The sequence below is a fragment of the Sphingomonas sp. S-NIH.Pt3_0716 genome (genome assembly GCF_003950715.1).
Taxonomy (GTDB): Bacteria; Pseudomonadota; Alphaproteobacteria; order Sphingomonadales; family Sphingomonadaceae; genus Sphingobium; species Sphingobium yanoikuyae_A.
On sequence record NZ_QLJK01000011.1, the window covers coordinates 1 to 18536 of the forward strand.

Annotated in this window: 22 protein-coding genes; 7 read left to right on the forward strand and 15 right to left on the reverse strand. The window is 66.6% G+C overall.

Annotation, left to right across the window (positions count from 1 at the left end):
• Nucleotides 1–46 precede the first annotated feature (46 nt).
• The 8 genes from BRX37_RS10570 to BRX37_RS10605 all read right to left on the reverse strand — a co-directional run bounded on the left by BRX37_RS10570 (nucleotide 47) and on the right by BRX37_RS10605 (nucleotide 7020).
• Nucleotides 47–358 (reverse strand): YdeI/OmpD-associated family protein, encoded by a 312-nt coding sequence (locus BRX37_RS10570; RefSeq protein ID WP_125986836.1) that lies wholly within the window; start codon nucleotides 356–358, stop codon nucleotides 47–49.
• A 30-nt stretch (nucleotides 359–388) separates the two neighbouring features.
• Nucleotides 389–904, reverse strand: coding sequence for a DUF2239 family protein (locus tag BRX37_RS10575; RefSeq protein WP_125986838.1), 516 nt, complete (start codon nucleotides 902–904; stop codon nucleotides 389–391).
• A gap of 67 nt (nucleotides 905–971) precedes the next feature.
• The gene (xth, locus tag BRX37_RS10580) at nucleotides 972–1748 is read right to left on the reverse strand and encodes an exodeoxyribonuclease III (RefSeq protein WP_004211011.1); all 777 of its coding nucleotides are present in this window, start codon (nucleotides 1746–1748) and stop codon (nucleotides 972–974) included.
• Between the two features lie 71 nt (nucleotides 1749–1819).
• Complete coding sequence (gene erpA / locus BRX37_RS10585; protein ID WP_004211010.1) at nucleotides 1820–2146, reverse strand: iron-sulfur cluster insertion protein ErpA; 327 nt, start codon at nucleotides 2144–2146, stop codon at nucleotides 1820–1822.
• A gap of 82 nt (nucleotides 2147–2228) precedes the next feature.
• Nucleotides 2229–2957, reverse strand: coding sequence for a M23 family metallopeptidase (locus tag BRX37_RS10590; protein WP_004211009.1), 729 nt, complete (start codon nucleotides 2955–2957; stop codon nucleotides 2229–2231).
• Between the two features lie 109 nt (nucleotides 2958–3066).
• Nucleotides 3067–3876, reverse strand: coding sequence for a ferritin-like domain-containing protein (locus BRX37_RS10595; protein ID WP_125986840.1), 810 nt, complete (start codon nucleotides 3874–3876; stop codon nucleotides 3067–3069).
• Nucleotides 3873–4334, reverse strand: a complete 462-nt coding sequence (gene bcp / locus BRX37_RS10600) for a thioredoxin-dependent thiol peroxidase (protein ID WP_125986842.1) — start codon at nucleotides 4332–4334, stop codon at nucleotides 3873–3875. The genes BRX37_RS10595 and bcp overlap by 4 nt, the downstream gene beginning before the upstream one ends.
• Nucleotides 4327–7020: a bifunctional [glutamine synthetase] adenylyltransferase/[glutamine synthetase]-adenylyl-L-tyrosine phosphorylase gene (locus BRX37_RS10605; protein WP_125986844.1), complete on the reverse strand. Its 2694-nt coding sequence runs from the start codon at nucleotides 7018–7020 to the stop codon at nucleotides 4327–4329. Before BRX37_RS10605 ends, bcp begins: the two co-directional genes overlap by 8 nt.
• A gap of 86 nt (nucleotides 7021–7106) precedes the next feature.
• Between BRX37_RS10605 and BRX37_RS10610 the strand changes: the two genes are divergently transcribed.
• Both BRX37_RS10610 and BRX37_RS10615 read left to right on the forward strand, forming a co-directional pair.
• Entirely contained in the window at nucleotides 7107–7298 is a 192-nt protein-coding gene (locus BRX37_RS10610; RefSeq protein WP_037491094.1) for a hypothetical protein, read from the forward strand.
• A gap of 84 nt (nucleotides 7299–7382) precedes the next feature.
• Nucleotides 7383–7694, forward strand: coding sequence for a hypothetical protein (locus tag BRX37_RS10615; protein WP_234831841.1), 312 nt, complete (start codon nucleotides 7383–7385; stop codon nucleotides 7692–7694).
• 6 nt (nucleotides 7695–7700) lie between these two features.
• Here the strand turns inward: BRX37_RS10615 and ypfJ are convergent, their stop codons facing one another.
• Nucleotides 7701–8594 carry a KPN_02809 family neutral zinc metallopeptidase gene (gene ypfJ, locus BRX37_RS10620; RefSeq protein ID WP_004210998.1) on the reverse strand — a complete coding sequence of 298 codons (894 nt, stop codon included), beginning with the start codon at nucleotides 8592–8594 and terminating at the stop codon, nucleotides 7701–7703.
• Between the two features lie 152 nt (nucleotides 8595–8746).
• Between ypfJ and BRX37_RS10625 the strand changes: the two genes are divergently transcribed.
• From BRX37_RS10625 to BRX37_RS10640, 4 genes are all read left to right on the forward strand, one after another.
• Nucleotides 8747–9925, forward strand: coding sequence for a patatin-like phospholipase family protein (locus BRX37_RS10625; protein WP_048939007.1), 1179 nt, complete (start codon nucleotides 8747–8749; stop codon nucleotides 9923–9925).
• A complete protein-coding gene (locus BRX37_RS10630; RefSeq protein WP_125986846.1) occupies nucleotides 9922–10713 on the forward strand; it encodes a 3-hydroxybutyrate dehydrogenase in 792 nt (263 codons plus the stop codon). Before BRX37_RS10625 ends, BRX37_RS10630 begins: the two co-directional genes overlap by 4 nt.
• A gap of 95 nt (nucleotides 10714–10808) precedes the next feature.
• Nucleotides 10809–11675, forward strand: a complete 867-nt coding sequence (locus BRX37_RS10635; RefSeq protein ID WP_125986848.1) for an SDR family NAD(P)-dependent oxidoreductase — start codon at nucleotides 10809–10811, stop codon at nucleotides 11673–11675.
• A complete protein-coding gene (locus BRX37_RS10640) occupies nucleotides 11672–12586 on the forward strand; it encodes an LLM class F420-dependent oxidoreductase (RefSeq protein ID WP_125986850.1) in 915 nt (304 codons plus the stop codon). The genes BRX37_RS10635 and BRX37_RS10640 overlap by 4 nt, the downstream gene beginning before the upstream one ends.
• On the opposite strand, the gene BRX37_RS10645 is transcribed toward BRX37_RS10640, so the two are convergent.
• On the reverse strand, nucleotides 12583–13113 hold the full coding sequence (locus BRX37_RS10645) for a hypothetical protein (protein ID WP_318276664.1): 531 nt from the start codon (nucleotides 13111–13113) through the stop codon (nucleotides 12583–12585). The two genes, BRX37_RS10640 and BRX37_RS10645, sit on opposite strands and share 4 nt — an antisense overlap.
• Nucleotides 13114–13323: 210 nt before the next feature.
• On the opposite strand from BRX37_RS10645, the gene BRX37_RS10650 reads away from it, so the two are divergent.
• A complete protein-coding gene (locus BRX37_RS10650) occupies nucleotides 13324–14745 on the forward strand; it encodes an APC family permease (protein ID WP_125986854.1) in 1422 nt (473 codons plus the stop codon).
• A 4-nt stretch (nucleotides 14746–14749) separates the two neighbouring features.
• On the opposite strand, the gene BRX37_RS10655 is transcribed toward BRX37_RS10650, so the two are convergent.
• From BRX37_RS10655 to glmM, 5 genes are all read right to left on the reverse strand, one after another.
• Nucleotides 14750–15388 (reverse strand): L,D-transpeptidase family protein, encoded by a 639-nt coding sequence (locus BRX37_RS10655; RefSeq protein ID WP_125986856.1) that lies wholly within the window; start codon nucleotides 15386–15388, stop codon nucleotides 14750–14752.
• Nucleotides 15389–15467: 79 nt separating this feature from the next.
• Nucleotides 15468–16067, reverse strand: a complete 600-nt coding sequence (locus tag BRX37_RS10660; protein ID WP_125986858.1) for a ribonuclease HII — start codon at nucleotides 16065–16067, stop codon at nucleotides 15468–15470.
• Nucleotides 16060–16821, reverse strand: a complete 762-nt coding sequence (gene thiD, locus BRX37_RS10665) for a bifunctional hydroxymethylpyrimidine kinase/phosphomethylpyrimidine kinase (protein ID WP_125986860.1) — start codon at nucleotides 16819–16821, stop codon at nucleotides 16060–16062. The genes BRX37_RS10660 and thiD overlap by 8 nt, the downstream gene beginning before the upstream one ends.
• A complete protein-coding gene (locus tag BRX37_RS10670) occupies nucleotides 16818–17042 on the reverse strand; it encodes a DUF1272 domain-containing protein (protein WP_010337632.1) in 225 nt (74 codons plus the stop codon). The genes thiD and BRX37_RS10670 overlap by 4 nt, the downstream gene beginning before the upstream one ends.
• A 126-nt stretch (nucleotides 17043–17168) precedes the next feature.
• The gene (gene glmM / locus BRX37_RS10675; protein ID WP_069337719.1) at nucleotides 17169–18509 is read right to left on the reverse strand and encodes a phosphoglucosamine mutase; all 1341 of its coding nucleotides are present in this window, start codon (nucleotides 18507–18509) and stop codon (nucleotides 17169–17171) included.
• Nucleotides 18510–18536 lie beyond the last annotated feature (27 nt).

Genomic DNA, 18536 nt, shown 5'->3' on the forward strand with positions numbered 1-18536 from the left:
CACCCATCCCGGCCCTTCGACGAGCGTTGAATCTGTCCACGCCGGCCTAGCGCCGCTTCCCCCTCCCCTCGATCAGCACCGCCTGCTGCCAGCGGCTTGGCGCCTTGTCGGTGCGGTGGATGCAGCCGGCCCAGCAGCAGGGCCGCTTCTTGCCCTCCTGCAATTCCTCGACAGTGCGCGCAATGCGCCGCGCGCGGGTTGCGGCCTGCTTGGCATCCTCGACCCAGCAGATGAACTCGTTGCGGCCAAGCGGCGTCAGCCCCTGCCACAGGGCGAAGATGCCGGCGTCGGCCCGGATCGCCGCCTGCATGTCATCGGCCGCCTCATGCACTATGCCCTGGAGGAAATCGTCCGTCATCCAGCCTCTCCGATCATTGCGATGCGCAGGCTAGGCGGAAAAGGCCGGCTCCGCCAGCGCCAGACCATGCGCCCGGATCGCGCCGGGCCAGCCTTCCGCCGCCGCCTCGAACGCCGCCCTGTCCCTGGCATAGAGCGCGCGGATCGCCGCTTCATAGCCGGCCCGGTCGCCCGCCATCGCGGTCAGGAAATGATAGGCCGCGTCCATCGCCGCGCGGGGCGATGGCTTGTCCGCGCTCGCCTTCACCGCATCCTCCACCAGCTGCCGCAACGTGGCGGAGGCGCCGCGCGGCTGCGCCGCCAACCAGTCCCAATGGCGCGGCAGCAGGGTGATCTCGCGCGCCTGCACCCCCATCTTGGGTCGCCCCCGCCCCCGCGGCGCCGCATCGACCTGCAGGTCGATATCCACCTGCCGTCCGGTGCGATCGTCGAACAGCAGGATATTCTGCGCGTCGTCCCCCATGGCACGCAGCGCCGCGCGCACCTCATCCTCGTCGCCGGTCGCGATCCAATAGTCGCCCGAAAAGGCCGTCAATGTGCGGTCCATGCCGAATCTCCTTCGACACGGGATTTATTACCCGGATATAATAGAGTCAATAATATCCGGATTAAATTCAGATATCGCGCAGTTCGACCCAGGTCGGCGCATGATCGCTCGCCTTTTCCCGGCCACGAAACGCCTTATCGACCTGGGCGTCGACCAGCCGGTCGGCCGCCGCCGGGCTCAGCAGCAGATGGTCGATGCGGAAGCCCGCGTCGCGCGGCCAGGCACCGGCCTGATAGTCCCAATAGGTCCACACGCCCCCGGCCGGATGGCGGGTCAGGATCGAATCGGTCCAGCCATCGCCCAGCAGCCGGCGATAGGCCTCCCGGCTTTCGGGCTGCATCAGCGCATCGTCCGCCATTGCCTTGGGCGAATAGATATCCACGTCGCGCGGGATGACATTATAGTCGCCGGCCAGGATGGCGGGCACTTCCTCCGCCCAGATTTCCGCCGCCCGTTCCCGCAGCCGCTTCATCCAGCGCAGCTTGTAATCGAATTTCGGCCCCGGCTGGGGATTGCCGTTGGGCAGGTAGATGCTGGCCACCCGCACCCCCTTCACATCGGCTTCCAGATAACGGCTCTGCTCGTCCTCGGGCTCGCCCTCCAGGCCGCGGCGCACTTCCACCGGCTGGTCGCCGCGCGCCAGGATGGCCACGCCGTTGAAGCCCTTCTGCCCGTGCCAGATCACGCCATAGCCCGCATCCTCGATATCCTTGACCGGGAAGGTCTCGTCGGACGTCTTGATTTCCTGCAGGCAGGCAATGTCGGGCCGGGTCTCGTCCAGCCATTCCAGCAGGCGCGGCAACCGCGCCTTGATGCCGTTGATGTTGAAGGTGGCGATACGCATAATGGACCTGTCTCTTTCGCTGTCCACTTCCCTTTAGAGAAGTGGGCTGCGTCTACAAGCCAATGCGCCGATCAGACCGAGAAGCTGGTGCCGCAGCCGCAACCCGCGGTCGCGTTGGGATTGGTCACCTTGAACGCCGCGCCGCCCAGGTCCGACACGAAATCGACCGCAGAGCCGCGCACCAGGTCCAGGCTGACATCGTCCACCACCAGCGTCACGCCATCGCGCTCCACCGCCAGATCCTCGGCCTCCACCTGCTCGGCCAAGCCAAAGCGATATTGAAAGCCCGAACAGCCGCCGCCTTCCACGGCCAGCCGCAATATGGCGGGCTTGCCCTGCTTGGCGGCGATCGCCGCGACGCGCGCGGCAGCGGAGGGGGTGAGGTCAATATCGGCCATGACGCCTAGATAGGATCAAGCAAAAGCCCCGGCAACCCATGGGCGCCGGGGCTTTGGAAAAGTCGGGATCAAAAGCGGTCGATCAGTCGACGGCCTTTTCGTCCGCCTTGGTCGGGCCGCCCATGGCGACCGGCGGCTTGGTGTTCATCGCGATCAGATAATCGGGACCGGCGACGAACGGGATCGGGTTGATCGCCGCGCCATCGACGCGGACTTCATAATGGAGGTGGCTGCCGGTCGAACGGCCGGTCGACCCCATCAGGCCGATCACCTGGCCGCGATGGACATAGGAGTTGGGCGCAACCAGCAGCTTCGACATATGGCCGTAGCGGGTTTCCATGCCATTGCCGTGCGAAATCTGGACCAGGTTGCCATAACCGCTGGCCCAGCCGGCGCGGCTGATGATGCCGTCGGCGGTCGCGTGGATCGGGGTGCCGATGGGCCCTGGAATATCGATGCCCTTGTGCATGCGGGCGCTGCGGTTGAACGGGTCGGAACGCACGCCGAAGTTCGAGGTCAGCGACAGCTTCTCGACCGGGCGGCCCGAGGGGATATAGGCTGCGGTCTTGGCGTTGCCGTCCATGCGCTGCAGGCTGGAGAAGATGTTGGAGAAGCCGACATCGGCCGGGCCGAGCGCACTGGTATTGATTTCCGAGGCGTCGCCATAGGGATCATCTTCATCCTTGGCGTTGGCCGGAGCAGCGGCGCACATCACGCCTACCATGCCGACCATCCCGAAAATCTTGGCCGTCTTGCTGGCCGATTGGAACCAACGCGCACCCAGCGCATTCACAGTACGAAGAATCAACATGCCGACCCCGACTTATGCCCGCGAAGGCTTTTGCCTCTCGTGGGTTCCCCATGTTCAATAAAATGGCGACCTAGATCGCCCCCGCTGGATGCAGACTGCAAATCGCCGCTCAGCTTGCAAGCGCGTCGTAGAAATCCCGCGTCAAACCGGCCTGCCGACGCGCCGAGTCGTTGAACGGTGGCTTAACGCTCCCCCGAAAATGGCGTTTCACAAGGATTTGGTAATGTTTGACGGGGTCTAGGCCCAATCGGTTCGTCGCCTGGCTGAACCATGTCGTCCCGGCCGAAACATGGCGAATCTCATCCGTCATAATCCGCTGCAACATCCTTGCGGATATATGGTCGCCCACCCCCTCGAACCGCGCGATCGTGGCCGGCGTGATATCCAGCGCCCGCGCCTCCAGCACCATCGGCACCACGGCCAGCCGCGCCAGCGCATCGCCCGCCGTCTCGCTCGCCGCCTGCCACAGCCCGTCATGCGCGGGCAGCGCGCCATAATGGCTGCCCAATTGCCGCAGCCGCCGGTCGAGCAGCGCGAAATGCATCGCCTCGTCCGCGCCAACCCGCATCCATTCATCGGTGAAGCCTGCCGGAAATTCGCCGCCAAAGCGCCCGATCAGGTCGAACGCCAGGTCGATCGCGACAAACTCGATATGCGCCAGCGCGTGCAGCATCGCGATCCGCCCGCGATCCGTGCCCATCTTGCTGCGCTTGGGCATTTGCCCCGGCGGCAGCAGTTCGGGCGCATCGGGCCGGGCCGGCCGATCGGGCATCGCCATGTCGAACCGATGCGCCAGCCGGCCCAGTCGCCAGCTACGCGCCACCGCCCGCGCCGCCATCAGCTTGGCGGTCGGGTCGGCGATATGGAGCACATGGGCGCACCCCGCGCCCACGGAATCAATCGCAGGTGGCAGGGTCAAAGCGCCTTCGCCGCCTCCAGCACCTCGGCGGCATGCCCCTTGACCTTCACCTTGGGCCAGACCCGCACGACCTTGCCGTCGCCGTCCGCCAGGAAAGTCGCCCGCGCGATCCCCATATATTGGCGACCATAAAGCGACTTTTCGACCCAGGTGCCGAACGCCTCGCAGGCCGTGCCCGGCTCGTCCGACGCCAGCGTCACCGCCAGCCCATATTTGTCACCGAACTTCTGCAGCTTGGCCGGCTTGTCCTTCGACACGCCAATCACCGCGACGCCCAGCGCCGCGAAGTCGCTCGCCAGTTCGGTGAAATCCTTCGCCTCGCTGGTGCAGCCGGGCGTATCCGCCTTGGGATAGAAATAGACCACCACCGGCTTGCCGCGATAGCGCGCCAGGCTGAAATCCGCGCCATCCGCATCCTTCAGCGCCACGTCGGGCAGCATCGCTCCCTGTTCAAGCATCTTGATTCTCCTGATAGGGCGCGGCCAGCGCGCGCCATGCGTCGCCGACGCTTTGCCGGGCCTTGGCATAGCTTTCAAGCAGCGCGTCCCAATCGGCCGCGCCACAGGCCCGCGCCACCAGCGGCCGGGTCGCCTCCGGCGGCTCGGTCGACTTGGGCGACACCAGCCGCGACACGATCAGGAAGCGGGTGATCAATTCCTGCGCCGGGATCAGCGTGGCGGGCAGATGGCCGGCCGCCACCAGTTCGGCCAGCGCCTCGCCCAGATCCGGGTCGAACCCCAGGCGATAATGGAACTGGCTGATGTGGATCAGGAACTCGATGTCGACCAGCCCGCCGGGCACCAGCTTGACGTCCAGCTCGCTTGCCGGCGGCTTGTGCCGGGCAATGTCGCCGCGCATCTTCACCGCCTGCCGTGCCAGTTCGTCGAAATCGCGCGGACGCTGCAGCGTCTCGGTCAGGATCGCCTCCAGCGCGCTACGCGCCTGCGCCGATCCGAACACCGGCCGCGCCCGCGTCAGCGCCAGATGCTCCCAGGTCCAGGCTTCCTCGCGCTGATATTTGGCGAAGCTGTCGAGGCTGACCGCCAGCAGCCCCTGCGCGCCCGACGGCCGCAGCCGCGTATCCACCTCATAAAGCGGCCCCGCCGCCGTCGACACCGACAGCGCATTGGTGATCCGCTGGCCGAGGCGGTTGAAATATTGGGTCGCGCCCAGTGGCCGCGCCCCATCCGATTCCGCCAGGAAATCGCCGGTGAAGAGGTAAACCAGGTCCAGGTCCGATGCGTGGGTCAGCACCCCGCCGCCCATCCGCCCCAGCGCCAGGATCACCATCTCGCCGCCCGGCACCTTGCCATGGGCGCTCTCGAATTCGGTTACGGTGGCGCCCGCCAGCGCCTCGATCGCGGCCTCCGCCACCCGGCCATAGCCGCGCCCGGCCTCCAGCGGATCGCCGCCGCGCACGATCTGCACGCCCAGCGCAAAGCGGCGATCATTCACCCGCTGCCGCACCCGGTCGAGCAGCGCCTGATAATCCTCGCCCGCCTCCAGCGCGGAAAATTGCTGCGCCAGGACATCGACCGGCGGCACGGGATCGAAGGCCGACGCATCGATCAGCCCTTCGAGCAGCTCGACCCGGCGGCTCAGCACATCGGCGAGCGCGGGCGCATGGCTCAATATCTGCGCCAGCAGTTCGACCAGCCCAGGTCGCGCGCCCAGCAGCTTGAAGAAATTGATCGCGCTCGGCAGCCGGCCGATCATGTCGTCCAGCCGGTTGAGCGCCCGCCCCGGATCGGGCGCGGTGGCGATCGCGGGCATCAGCACCGGCAACAGCCGCTCCAGCGCCTCGCGCGACGCGCCGCTGCGCAGCGACCGGATCGTGCCGTCGCGCCAATGGGCGACCCGCGCCGCCGCCCAGTCGGCATCGGCAAAACCCATCTCCTTAAGCTGCGCCTTCAACCTGTCCTCGTCATGCGACAGGCTGCCATCGTCGGGCGCGGCAGTCAGCCGGTCATAATTGGCGCCGACCCATTCGACATGGGGCCGCAGCAGGTCGAGCAGCGCCGCCCGGTCCGTCAGGCCGTGCAAGCGCGCGACATTGTCGAGCGAATCCGGGTTCTTGGGCAATTCATGGGTCTGGCGATCCTCGACCATCTGCAGGCGATGCTCGATCGTGCGGAACAAGACATAGGCCTCGTCCAGCCGCGCGGCCACCTCCGCCTCGATCACCCCCGCCGCCGCCAGCGCCCGCAGCGCCGTGCGCGTATGGCCCGACCGCAATGACGGGTCACGCCCGCCATGGATCAGCTGATGGACCTGGGCGAAAAACTCCACCTCGCGAATGCCGCCGCGCCCGCGCTTGAGGTCATAGCCCGGCCCGAACGCCTGCCCCTGCGCATAATGGTCGCGGATGCGCCGGCTGATGTCGGTGATCGCATCGATCGCGCCGAAGTCCAGGCTGCGCCGCCACACGAAGGGGCGGATCTGGCGCAGGAAATAGTCGCCCAGCGCCATGTCGCCCGCCGCCGGCCGGGCGCGGATGAAGGCCGCCTGTTCCCAGCCCATCGCGGTCGACTCATAATAGCCGATCGCCGCCTCCACCGGCAACGCGATCGGCGTGGCTTCCGGGGATGGCCGCAGCCGCAGGTCGACACGGAAGACATAGCCGTCGCCATCGCGCGCGTTCAGTACCTCGCTGACCCGCCGGCCGATCCGCACCGCCGCGTCGGCCACATCCTCCCGCTCGCCATGCGGCAGGGTGGTGGGGTCATAAAGCAGGATCGGGTCGATATCGGACGAGTAGTTGAGTTCGCGGCTGCCATGCTTGCCCAGCGCCAGCACGATGAAGCCCTGCGGCACGGCATCGGGGTAACGTTCGGCAAAGGTCGCCGCCAGCGCCTCCGCCAGCGCCTGATCGGCAAAGTCGGACAGGGTGCGCGTCACCCGGTCCATGTCCCAGGCCCCGGCCAGGTCTGCCGCCGCCGTCACCAGCGCGATCGCGCCGCGCCGCCGCCGCAGCGATTTGGCCACGCCATCCTCTGGCACGCCCTGCGCCTGTGCCGCTGCCATCGCCGCGTCGAAATCGCCCGTCGCCAGCAGCGCGACGACGGCCGGATAGCGGTCCATCTGCCGCGCCAGAAATGGCGAATGCGCGCGTATCCGCGCTTCCAGGTCGATCCAGTCCGTCACGCTTCCGTCTCCTCGTTGACGGCGATATCGCGCCCGAATGCGACGAAATCCAGAAACTTTTGGCTTACATGGCCGTTCTGTGTCTCATGGAAATGCAGCGCAAACCTCTTGGCCGATCGGCACCGGGACGGGACAGCGGCGGCGCCCGCGTCGTCAATGTCGCCCTGCCCCTGCCCTATGAAGGCGTGGGCAAGGCGCTGCGGTCCAGCTTCTCCGCGCAGCGCGACACTCTGCCGGATGACATGCTGGCGCTGCTGGCGAAGCTTGATCAGCATTAACCAATAAAGCGCAGACATTTTTTCATGTCTTGCCGCTAAGGCCCGAATCTCTTTCCATTTTCAGGCGGGAATGCGGGTCAATCGATGATGTACAAGGTCTTTGCCGGCGGCACGCTGGTGGTCGCACCGATGATCGTCCTGGCGCTGCAGAATTTCGCGCCGCATCACCAGCCGGTTCCTCAGCCTAGCGAAGCTCAGCCGGTCGCCACGCCGGTTGCGCCGCCGCCTCCGCCCGTCGCCCCCAGTGCACCGCAGGACTTTGCCGTCCCGGCTTCGGGTGAGCCCATGGCCGACGCCGGCCAGCCCAGCATCATGCCGCCGCTGGACGCGACCGCGTCCGTCAGTCCGGGGTCATCAGATTTGCCGCCGCCAGGTTCCCCCAACGCCGAACATTGATCGCGCCTACAGCGCCCCCTTGAACGTATCGCACTGGGCCGGATCGCCACTGTCCAGCCCCTTGCGCAGCCAGCTCATGCGCTGCTCGCTGGTGCCATGGGTGAAGCTTTCGGGCACGGGCCGCCGCCCGGCCGACTTCTGCAGCGTATCGTCGCCGATCGACTGCGCCGCCTTCATGCCCTCTTCCAGGTCGCCCGGCTCCATCAGGCCCGTGCGCTTGGCCCAGACACCGGCATAACAATCGGCCTGCAGCTCCACCTTCACCTGCAACGCATTGCCCTGTGCCTCGCTAACGCGGCGCTGCTGCTGGTTCACCTGGCCCAGCGTGCCTTCCAGATCCTGGACATGATGGCCCACCTCATGCGCGATCACATAGGCCTGGGCGAAATCGCCCGGCGCGCCGAAGCGATCGCGCAATTCGGTGAAGAAATCGGTGTCGAGATAGACCTTCTGGTCGTTCGGGCAGTAAAATGGCCCCATCGCGCTCTGCGCCGCGCCACAGCCCGACGTGCCGCTCTGCGCATAGAAGGACAGGATGGTCGGCTGATAGGTCTGGCCGGCTTCCTTGAAGATCTGGCCCCAGACCCGCTCGGTCGATCCCAGCACCTTCAATGACCAATGCTGGATCTCGGTCAGCTTGCTCGCATCCTGGCTGCCCGCCGGCGCACTCTGCGGCGCCTGCTGCTGCACGCCGCCACCGCCGCCCAGCAGGCTGAGCGGATTGACGCCCATCACCGCCAGGATGATCAGCACCACGACGATGCCGCCACAGCCAAAGCGACTGCCGATCAGCGGCAGCAGCAATCCCAGGCCGCCCATCCCGCCGCCGCCGCCGAAACCGCCGCCGCGCCCGTCCTGCACCTCGAAATTGCTGCTTTCCTGTTCGTCGTCGAGCCGCACCCTGGCCTCCCTCGCATCCTGTTCCCGTGCCTACTGCATAACCGGCTGGCTGCAAACCATCGGCTGACGATGCACGTTCCATCGACGGGAAGGACTTTGTTACGAGACATTAAGTTGGAATGGCCGGACCAAAACCTATATTGCAGTGCGACATGGCCGACACCGAATCCCGACCGCGCCGCCGCGCCACCACGCCCCTCCCCCTCCCCCGCGAAGTCGCATTGCTGTTGCAGGGGGGTGGCGCGCTCGGCTCCTTCCAGGCTGGCGTCTATCAGCGGCTCGATGAACTGGGGGTCGATGTCAGCTGGGTCGCGGGCATTTCGATCGGCGCGGTCAATGCCGCGATCATCGCTGGCAACCCGCCGCACCGGCGCCTGAGCCAGCTCAAGAAATTCTGGCTGACCGTCTCGGGCGGCATGCCCAACATGATCCTGCCGGAAATCGACCATATCCGCGAAGCCGCCCATCTGATGGCCGCCGGCACGGTCGCGACGCTGGGCGTGCCGGGCATGTTCCGCCCGCGCCTGTGGCCCGCGCCGCTGATGCCGGAAGGATCGGCCGGCGCGATCAGCTTCTATGACAGCGCGCCCTTGAAGGAGACGCTCGACGCCTGCGTCGACTGGGATCTGCTCAATGACGGGCCGGTCCGGCTGTCGGTCGGCGCGGTCGATGTCGAGACCGGCAATTTCGCTTATTGGGACACGCGCGGACCGGGCGGCAACACCCGCATCGACGCGCGCCATATCATGGCCTCGGGCGCGCTGCCGCCGGGCCTGCCCCCGGTCGAGATCGATGGGCGCTGGTATTGGGATGGCGGCATCGTCTCCAACACCCCGCTCGCCCATGTCCTCAACCACCAGACCGACGACATGCTGGTGTTCCAGGTCGATCTCTTCCCGGCCGAAGGGCCGATGCCGCGGCAGATGACCGATGTCTATTCGCGCATGAAGGACATCCAGTATAGCAGCCGCACCCGGCAGGTGACCGACCAGTATCTGCGCCTGCGCCGCGAGCATGGCGCGATCAAGGCGCTGCTCGACAAGCTGCCGCCCGAATTGCAGGACGGGCCGGAGGCGCAGAAGCTGCGCGACATGCTCGATGGCGGATCGGTCAACATCGTCCACCTCATCTACCGCACCCGCGCCTGGGAAAGCGGCGCCAAGGATTTCGAATTTTCCCGCGCGACCATGCTCGACCATTGGAGCCAGGGTCGCGAGGCGGTGGAAGAAGTGATGCACAAGGGCGACCTCATCGCCCGCAACATTCTCGACGGAAAGAGCGCGACCTTCGATCTCGACGCGCCGGATCATCTCAAGGAGAAAATGGCATGAGCAAGTCCCTCGCTGGCAAGACCGCCCTGATCACCGGTTCCACCTCGGGCATCGGGCTTGCCTATGCCAAGGCGCTGGCCGGCGAAGGCGCCAATGTCGTGATCAACGGCTTCGGCGATGCGGACGGAATCGAGAAGGAACGGCTCGGCCTTGAAGCGCTCTCGGGCGCCAAGGCGCTCTACAGCGGCCATGACCTGACCAAGGTCGATCAGATCGAGGCGATGATGAAGGAAGCGGCCGATGCCTTCGGCGGCATCGACATCCTCATCAACAATGCCGGCATGCAGCATGTCGCCCCGGTCGAGGAATTCCCGCTCGACAAATGGGATCTCATCATCGCGCTCAACCTCAATGCCGCCTTCCACACCACGCGCCTTGCCATCCCGTACATGAAGGACAAGAAGTGGGGCCGGATCATCCAGACCGCCTCGGCCCACTCGCTGGTCGCCTCGCCCTTCAAGAGCGCCTATGTGACCGCCAAGCATGGCCTCAACGGCTTCACCAAGACGGTCGCGCTGGAAGTCGCCACCTTCGGCATCACCGCCAACTGCATCTCGCCCGGCTATGTCTGGACCCCGCTCGTGGAAAACCAGATTCCCGACACGATGAAGGCGCGGAACATGACCCGCGAGCAGGTGATGAACGACGTGCTGCTCGCCGGCCAGCCGACCAAGCAGTTCGTCACCGCCGAACAGGTCGCCGCCACCGCTCTCTATCTCTGCAGCGAAGCCGCCGCCCAGATCACCGGCGCCAATCTCTCGATCGACGGCGGCTGGACCGCCCAATAAGCACCATCGCCCGGTCGATATGACCGGGCATGCGATTGACTCACCTTCCCCCTTGGCCGCGAACTGACGGCCAAAAGGGGGAGGAGGATCGCGCCATGGCGCCAGACCAGTGCCGCATCACCGATCAGGTCGCCATCGTCACCGGCGGCGGCGCAGGCTTAGGCCGCGCCATTGCGCTGGCCCTGGCAGAAGCTGGCGCCGACATCGTCATTGCCGACATCATCCCTGAACGAGGAACCGAAGTCGCGGCACGGGTCGCGGAACTGGGCCGCGCCTGCATCGCCATCCCGACCGACATGGCCCAGCCCGATCAGGTCGCGGCGATGGTCGCTGCTGCCCAGGCCCGCTTCGGCCGGATCGACATCCTCGTCAACAATGCCGGCGGCGTCGGTCGCAAGAGCTTCCTCGACCAGAGCCAGAATAGCTGGCGCCGCCATATCGACCTCAACCTCGTCTCGATGCTCGCCGCCACCTCGGCCGCGGTGCCGCACATCATCGCGGGCGGGCGCGGCGGCAACATCATCAACGTCTCCAGCATCGAAGGATCGCGCGCCGCACCCGGCTATGCCGTCTATGCCGCGTGCAAAGCGGGGATGAACAATTTCACCCGGACCATGGCGCTCGAACTGGCAGATCATGGCATCCGCGTGAACGCGATCGCGCCCGATTTCACGACGACGCCGGGCACACGCGGCAATCCCCCCGGCCCGGTGGACGAAGCGACATGGTTCCCCGTGTCGCCCGCCATGGCCGATGCCACGGCGCGCCGCATCCCGCTGCAACGGCCCGGCATCGACCGCGAATGCGGCCAGGCCGCCCTGTTCCTCGCCTCGCCCATGAGCAGCTACATCACCGGGACCATATTGCCGGTCGACGGCGGCAGTTGGGCCTCGTCCGGCTGGGTCCGCAACGCCGCCCGCCAATGGGTGCTGGTCGAACCGCATGGAGTGTCCGACGCATGAAGATCAACGTCCCCCTGCCCTTCGACCATGCCGACCTGCCCGACGAGTTCGGTACGATGGCGGCGGTCGCCGAAATCGGCCGCACGGTGGAACAGGCCGGCTTCCACGCCGGCCTCGTCACCGACCATCCGGTGCCGACCGGCCGCTGGCTCGACGCTGGCGGCCATCATGCCCAATCACCCTTCGTCATGCTGGCCCTGCTCGCCGCCCACACCACGACCCTGCGGCTCCAGACCGGCATCCTCGTCCTGCCCTATCGCAATCCCTTCATCGTCGCGCGCGACATCACCACGCTCGACGCCTTTGCCGGCGGCCGGGTCACGCTCAGCGTCGGCGCGGGCTATCTCAAGGGCGAATATCGCGCGCTGGGCGTCGATTTCGACCAGCGCAACGAACTGATGGACGAATATCTGCGCGCCATCCGTGCTGCCACCAGCGGCGAAGAATTCGTCTTCGAGGGCACGGGCTATCGGGCCTTCGGCAACCGCATCATCCCCGGATCGCCGCAAAAGCCCGGCCTGCCCCTCTATGTCGGCGGCAATGCCAAGCGCGCGATCCGCCGCGTGGTCGATCTCGCCGACGGCTGGAACCCCTTCTTCACCGCCGGCGGCGGGGTCAACAGCGCCACCACCCGCACCGCCGCGATGGAGAATGAGGCCGATCTTCAGGCCGGCATCGCCTATATGCGCGACTATGCGGCGCAGGTCGGCCGCACCGACCTGCCCGATGTGATCCTGGGCGGAGTCAACAAGCCGGGCGAGGATCTCTCCAACCAGCAGATCGTCGACCGCATCGGCACCTATGCTCAACTGGGCGTCACCGCCTGCGGCGTCACGGTCAAGGGCCGCAGCCGTTCCGAATGGTGCGACAATGCCGCCCGCATCGGCGAAGAGGTGATCGCGAAAATCTAGGGGACGCCGATCACCGTTTCGGGCTGCTCGGGATAGGCGCGCAGCAGCGCGTTGCACAGCGCCGTGGCAGCACTAGCCCGCTTGTCGGCCGGGCGCACCGTCACCGCGCTGCCGCTCCAGATCACGGCCGCGTCGCCGCGCCGATGCAGGCGCATCTCCAGCTCGGTGCGTTCCAGCGCCACATGGCGCGTCTTGCCGGACGGCACCGCCAGCGAGAGGCTCGATCCCACCGCGCCGGATACGCCGCCAGGCATCAGGTCGGAATTGCTCTTCTCGACCTTGCCGGTCCCGGTCCCGACCTCGGACGCCCGGATCACCAGTTCCATGACCAGCGCGGCATGGCCATCGTCCAGCAAGGTGAAGCCCTTGTCCGACAGGGCCAGGGTGGCCGCATCGACAAAGGCGTCGGCCGCGCCCGCCTGCCCGCTCGCATCCTCCTGCATGGAGACCGATATGGTGCCGCCGCTCGGCACATCCGCTGCCGATGCCATCGCCGGCAGCAGCATCGCCGCTGCAACCATCAGCATGGATCGCGCCCATTTCCGCGCGCCAGGCAATCGCTTCTGATCCATCAAGGCTCGATCATCCATCCCAAGCCGAACAGGTCGGCGGCCAACACCCCCCATGCCTAGCCCAGCGGCGACCCGCCGACAATCGCGCGCCCTCACCGGTCCCGCCGCGCCATTCTCACACGATATTCATTTGCCTTCCCGCGCGCGGCATGACAGCGGCGGAGCATGACGAACCGATCGCCCCGCCATCCGCTCCTGATCGCGCTGCTGCGCTGCAAGCCGGTGCTCGACTTCATCGGCGACGATCCCGACGCGAAACCGCTCGCCCGCAATATCGGCCTGTTCCAGCTGACCATGCTGGGCGTCGGTGCGACCATCGGCACCGGCATCTTCGTCGCGCTGACCACCGCCGTGCCCGAAGCGGGGCCGGCGGTCACTTTGTCCTTCGTCATCGCCGGCATCACCGCCGCGCTGACCGCGCTCTGCTATGCCGAAATGGCCTCGGCTGTGCCGGCGTCGGGCTCCTCCTATTCCTATGCCTATGCGACCATGGGCGAACTCGCCGCCTTCCTGATCGGCAGTTGCCTGCTGCTGGAATATGGCGTCTCCGCCTCCGCCATCGCCGTGGGATGGGGGCAATATCTCAATGAACTTCTCTCGATCAGCACCGGCTGGCGCCTGCCCGTCATCATCGCCCGGCCGCCCGGCGCAGGCGGCATCGTCAACCTGCCCGCCGTGCTGCTGGTGGGCCTGTGCCTCATCCTGCTGCTGCGCGGCACACGGGAATCGACCACCGCCAACGCCATATTGGTGATCGCCAAGCTGGCCGTGCTGGCGCTGTTCGTGGCGGTCGCGCTCGCCCATTTCCAGCCGACCAACTTCCACCCCTTCGCGCCCAAGGGCATGGTCGGCATCGGCGCTGCGGCCTCCTCCATCTTCTTTTCCTATATCGGCATCGACGCGGTCTCGACCGCCGGCGAGGAAGTACGCAATCCGCGCCGCGACCTGCCGCTCGCCATCATCCTGTCGCTGCTGATCGTCACCGCCGCCTATATATTGGTCGCGGTCGCGGCGATCGGCGCCCAGCCCTGGACCGACTTTGCCGGGCAGGAAGCGGGCCTGGCCGTCATCCTCCACAACCTCACCGGCGCGGGCTGGCCGGCGGTGATCCTGTCGCTGGGCGCCATCGCCTCGATCTTCAGCGTCACTTTGGTCGTGATCTACGGCCAGACCCGCATCCTCTATGCCATGGGCCGCGACGGGCTGCTGCCCGCCTTCTTCTGCCGGGTCGATCCGGTGCGCCATGTGCCGCGCCAGAATACGTGGATCGTCGCGATCGGCGTCGCCCTGCTCGCTGCCTTCGTGCCGCTGGACGTGCTGGTCAACCTCACCAGCATGGGCACGCTGATCGCCTTTGCCACTGTGTCGATCGGCGTCATCATCCTGCGCCGCACCCGGCCGGACCTGCCGCGCGGCTACAAGGTGCCCTTCTATCCGGTCCTGCCGATCGCCAGCACGCTCTTCTGCGCCTATCTCATCTTCGGCCTGCCGGCCGACACCTATGCGCTGTTCGCGGTCTGGGTTGGCGCGGCCGCGCTGCTCTATTTCGGCTATTCGATGCGGCGCTCGGCACTGGCCCAGCGCTGATCGGTCAGCGGCGAGACACCCTCGGCATGAAGATGATCGGGTCGATATCCAGCACCGGCTTTGCCGGCGCCGGCGCAGCGACCTTGGCCATGGAATCCGCCGCCGCCATCTGCTCGATCGTCAGCGAGGGATGCAGCCGATCCCTGGTCACCGTCACCAGCCCTCCCAGGCTGGTCATGCCGAACAGCTTCTGGGCAAAGGCATAGGGCAGGCGGATGCAGCCATGGCTGGCCGGATAGCCCGGATTATGCCCGGCATGCAGCGCAATGCCGTCCCAGGTCAGCCGCTGCATGAAGGGCATGGGCGCATTGCTGTAGAGATTGGAGCGGTGCCACTGGTTCTTCTGCAGGATCGGATAGTCGCCGGTCGGCGTGCTGTGCCCGGCCATGCCGGTCGACACGCTCGCCATGCCGACCAGCCGGTCGCCGCTATAGACATGGGCCATCTGCCGATCGATGCTGATGACCAGATGGATCGGCCCGTCGAGCGGCCCTTCCTCCAGCCAGCGATAGCCGCCCGGTGCCAGTGCGCCGGCCTTGGCCGCCGGCCGCGCGCGCTTGACCGGCGCAGCCGCCTGCACCGGCAGCGATAGCGCGCCGACAAGCAGGAACAGGCTGGAAAGGCCGGAACGGGCGAAGGACATGAATCCCTTCTTAAGCATGCGCTACACCCGCGCCAGTCCTCAAATCATGCCCATCCCGCCCCGCGACGGGACAGCATCGTCAGATCAGCAGCAGTTGCGCCACCGGCGAAAAACTGCGCCGGTGCAGCGGCGTCGGCCCATGCTCACGCAGCGCCGCCATATGTTTGGCGCTGCCATAGCCCTTGTTGCTCTCCCACCCATAATGCGGATGCTCGGCGGCCGCCGCGATCATGATCCGGTCGCGCTCTTCCTTGGCCAGGATCGATGCGGCGGCGATCGACAAGCATTTGGCGTCGCCCTCCACCACCGCGGTCGAGGACCAGCGCCAGTTGGGACAACGATTGCCATCGACCAGTATATGGGCGCACTCCTGCCCCAGCGCCTCGACCGCGCGGGTCATGGCCAGCATCGTCGCCCATAATATGTTGAGTTCGTCGATCTCGGCTACGCTGGCGATGCCCAGCCCCCAGCACAGCGCGCGGGCCTTGATCTCGCCCTCCAGCGCGGCACGGCGCTTGGCGGTCAGCTTCTTGGAATCATTGAGGCCCTCGGGGCAATCCTCCTGCCGCAGGATGACGGCGGCCGCGACCACCGGCCCCGCCAGTGGCCCGCGCCCGGCTTCGTCCACCCCCGCCACCAGGCCGGGATGATGGATCAGTTCATGCGCAAAATCAGGCATAGGCGTGGAAGCCGAAGGGATTGCCCATCGGGCCATGACCCGCGCCAAGCCCCGGCGCCAGCGCCAGTGCCTCGCGCACATATTTGCGGCCACGCTCGACCGCCTCGATCAGGTCCAGCCCCTGCCCCAGGCCGGTCGCGATCGCGCTCGCCAGGGTGCAGCCAGTGCCATGGCTGTGCCGCGTGTCAATCCGCGCATTGCTCCACGCCTTGCGCACGCCCTGCGGCCCGATCAGCCGGTCGGTCAGCATCGGCCCCTCGCCATGACCGCCCTTGGCCAGCACATGGGTGGCGAAACGGATCGCGATTTCCTCGCCGCCCAGCGCCGCCAGTTCGGGGATATTGGGCGTCACCAGCGTGGCGATCGCCATCAGTCGCTCGAACGCCGCGATGGTCGCGTCGTCGGCCAATAGCGATCCGCTGGTCGCGACCATGACGGGGTCGAAGACGATCGGCACATGCGCCAGCAGCGCCAGCCGCTCGGCCACCGCTGCCGCCGTCTGCGCCGAACCGATCATGCCGATCTTGACCGCGTCGACGCCGATGTCGCTGATCACGCTGTCCATCTGCGCCAGCACCATCTCGGTCGGCACCGGATGGACGCCCTGCACGCCCAGCGTGTTCTGCGCGGTGATCGCGGTGATCGCGGTCATGGCATGGCCGCCCAGCAGCGTGACCGTCTTGATATCCGCCTGGATACCGGCGCCGCCGCCGCTGTCCGACCCGGCGATGATGAGGATACGGGGCAGCGTCATCCCTTGAACTTGCGCTCCGTGGAGGCGGGGTTGTTCGCCAGCGCCTTGCCCATCCGGGTCGGCCGGTCCATCAGTTCGCCGCCGCAATTGGGGCAGCGATCGTCCAGCGCCTCGGCACAGGGCGCGCAATAAGTGCATTCGAACGAACAGATGAACGCGCCGGGCTCATCGGCCGGCAGGTCGGTGCCGCAGCGTTCGCAATCGGGCCGCATTTCAAGCATGGTTCATAACTCCGTTCGGACTGAGCGAAGTCGAAGCCCTTGTCTGAGCGGAGGCGAAGACACCTCCCTGCGGTCGGCGCTGCCCTTCGACTTCGCTCAGGGCGAACGGGATAATAGCGGCAAGCATCACGCCGCCGCCTTCTCGACCGCGGCGCAGATACGCTCGACCACATCCTTGACCTGATCCTCGCGGTCGCCTTCCGCCATGACGCGGATCACCGGCTCGGTGCCGGACGGGCGGATGACCAGCCGGCCCGATCCGTTCAGTTCAGCCTCGGCCTGGGCGATCACGCGTTGCACCGCCTCATCCTCCAGCGGCTTGCCGCCGGCGAAGCGGACATTCTTGAGCAGTTGGGGCACCGGATCGAACTGGTGCAGCGTCTCGCTCGCCGGCTTGCCCGAGCGGACCAAGGCGGCCAGCACCTGCAGCGCCGCCACCGTGCCGTCGCCGGTCGTCGCATAGTCCGACAGGATCATGTGGCCGGACTGTTCGCCGCCGACATTGAAGCCGCCTTCGCGCATCCGCTCCAGCACATAGCGATCGCCCACCTTGGTGCGCTCCAGGCCGATGCCCTGCCCGGTCAGGAAGCGTTCGAGGCCCAGGTTCGACATGATCGTCGCCACCAGCCCGCCACCGCGCAGCGTGCCGGCGCGGGCGAAATTGGATGCGATCAGCGCCATGATCTGGTCGCCGTCGACGATCTGGCCCTTTTCATCGACCACGATCAGCCGGTCGGCGTCACCGTCCAGCGCAATGCCGATGTCGGCGCCGGACGACACGACGGTTTCCTGGCACAGCAAGGGCGAGGTCGATCCGCAGCCGTCATTGATATTGGTGCCGTTGGGCGTGACGCCGACCGCGACCACTTCCGCCCCCAATTCCCAGAAGGCCGACGGCGCGACCTGATAGGCGGCGCCATTGGCGCAATCGACCACGATCTTGAGTCCGTCGAGGCGCAGGTCGGCGGGGAAGCTGGACTTGACCGCATGGATATAGCGGCCACGCGCGTCCTCGACCCGGCGGGCGCGGCCGATATCCTTGGACGCGGCCAGCGGCACATCCTGGTTGAGCAGCGCCTCGATCTTCAGCTCATCCTCGTCCGACAGCTTGTAGCCATCCGGACCGAACAGCTTGATGCCATTGTCATAATAGGGATTGTGGCTGGCCGAAATCATGACGCCCAGGTCGGCGCGCATCGAATGGGCCAGCATGGCGACGGCCGGCGTCGGGATCGGGCCGAACTGGACCACATCCATGCCGACCGCGGTGAAGCCCGCGACCAGCGCATTTTCGACCATATAGCCCGACAGGCGGGTATCCTTGCCGATCACCACCCGGTGGCGATGGCTGCCGCGCTGGAAATGGGTGCCGGCCGCCATGCCGACCTTCATCGCCAGTTGCGGCGTCATCGGCCACTGGTTGGTGCGACCACGAATACCGTCAGTGCCGAAATATTGTCTGCTCATGCGATCCTGCCCCAAGGCGGCTATGGG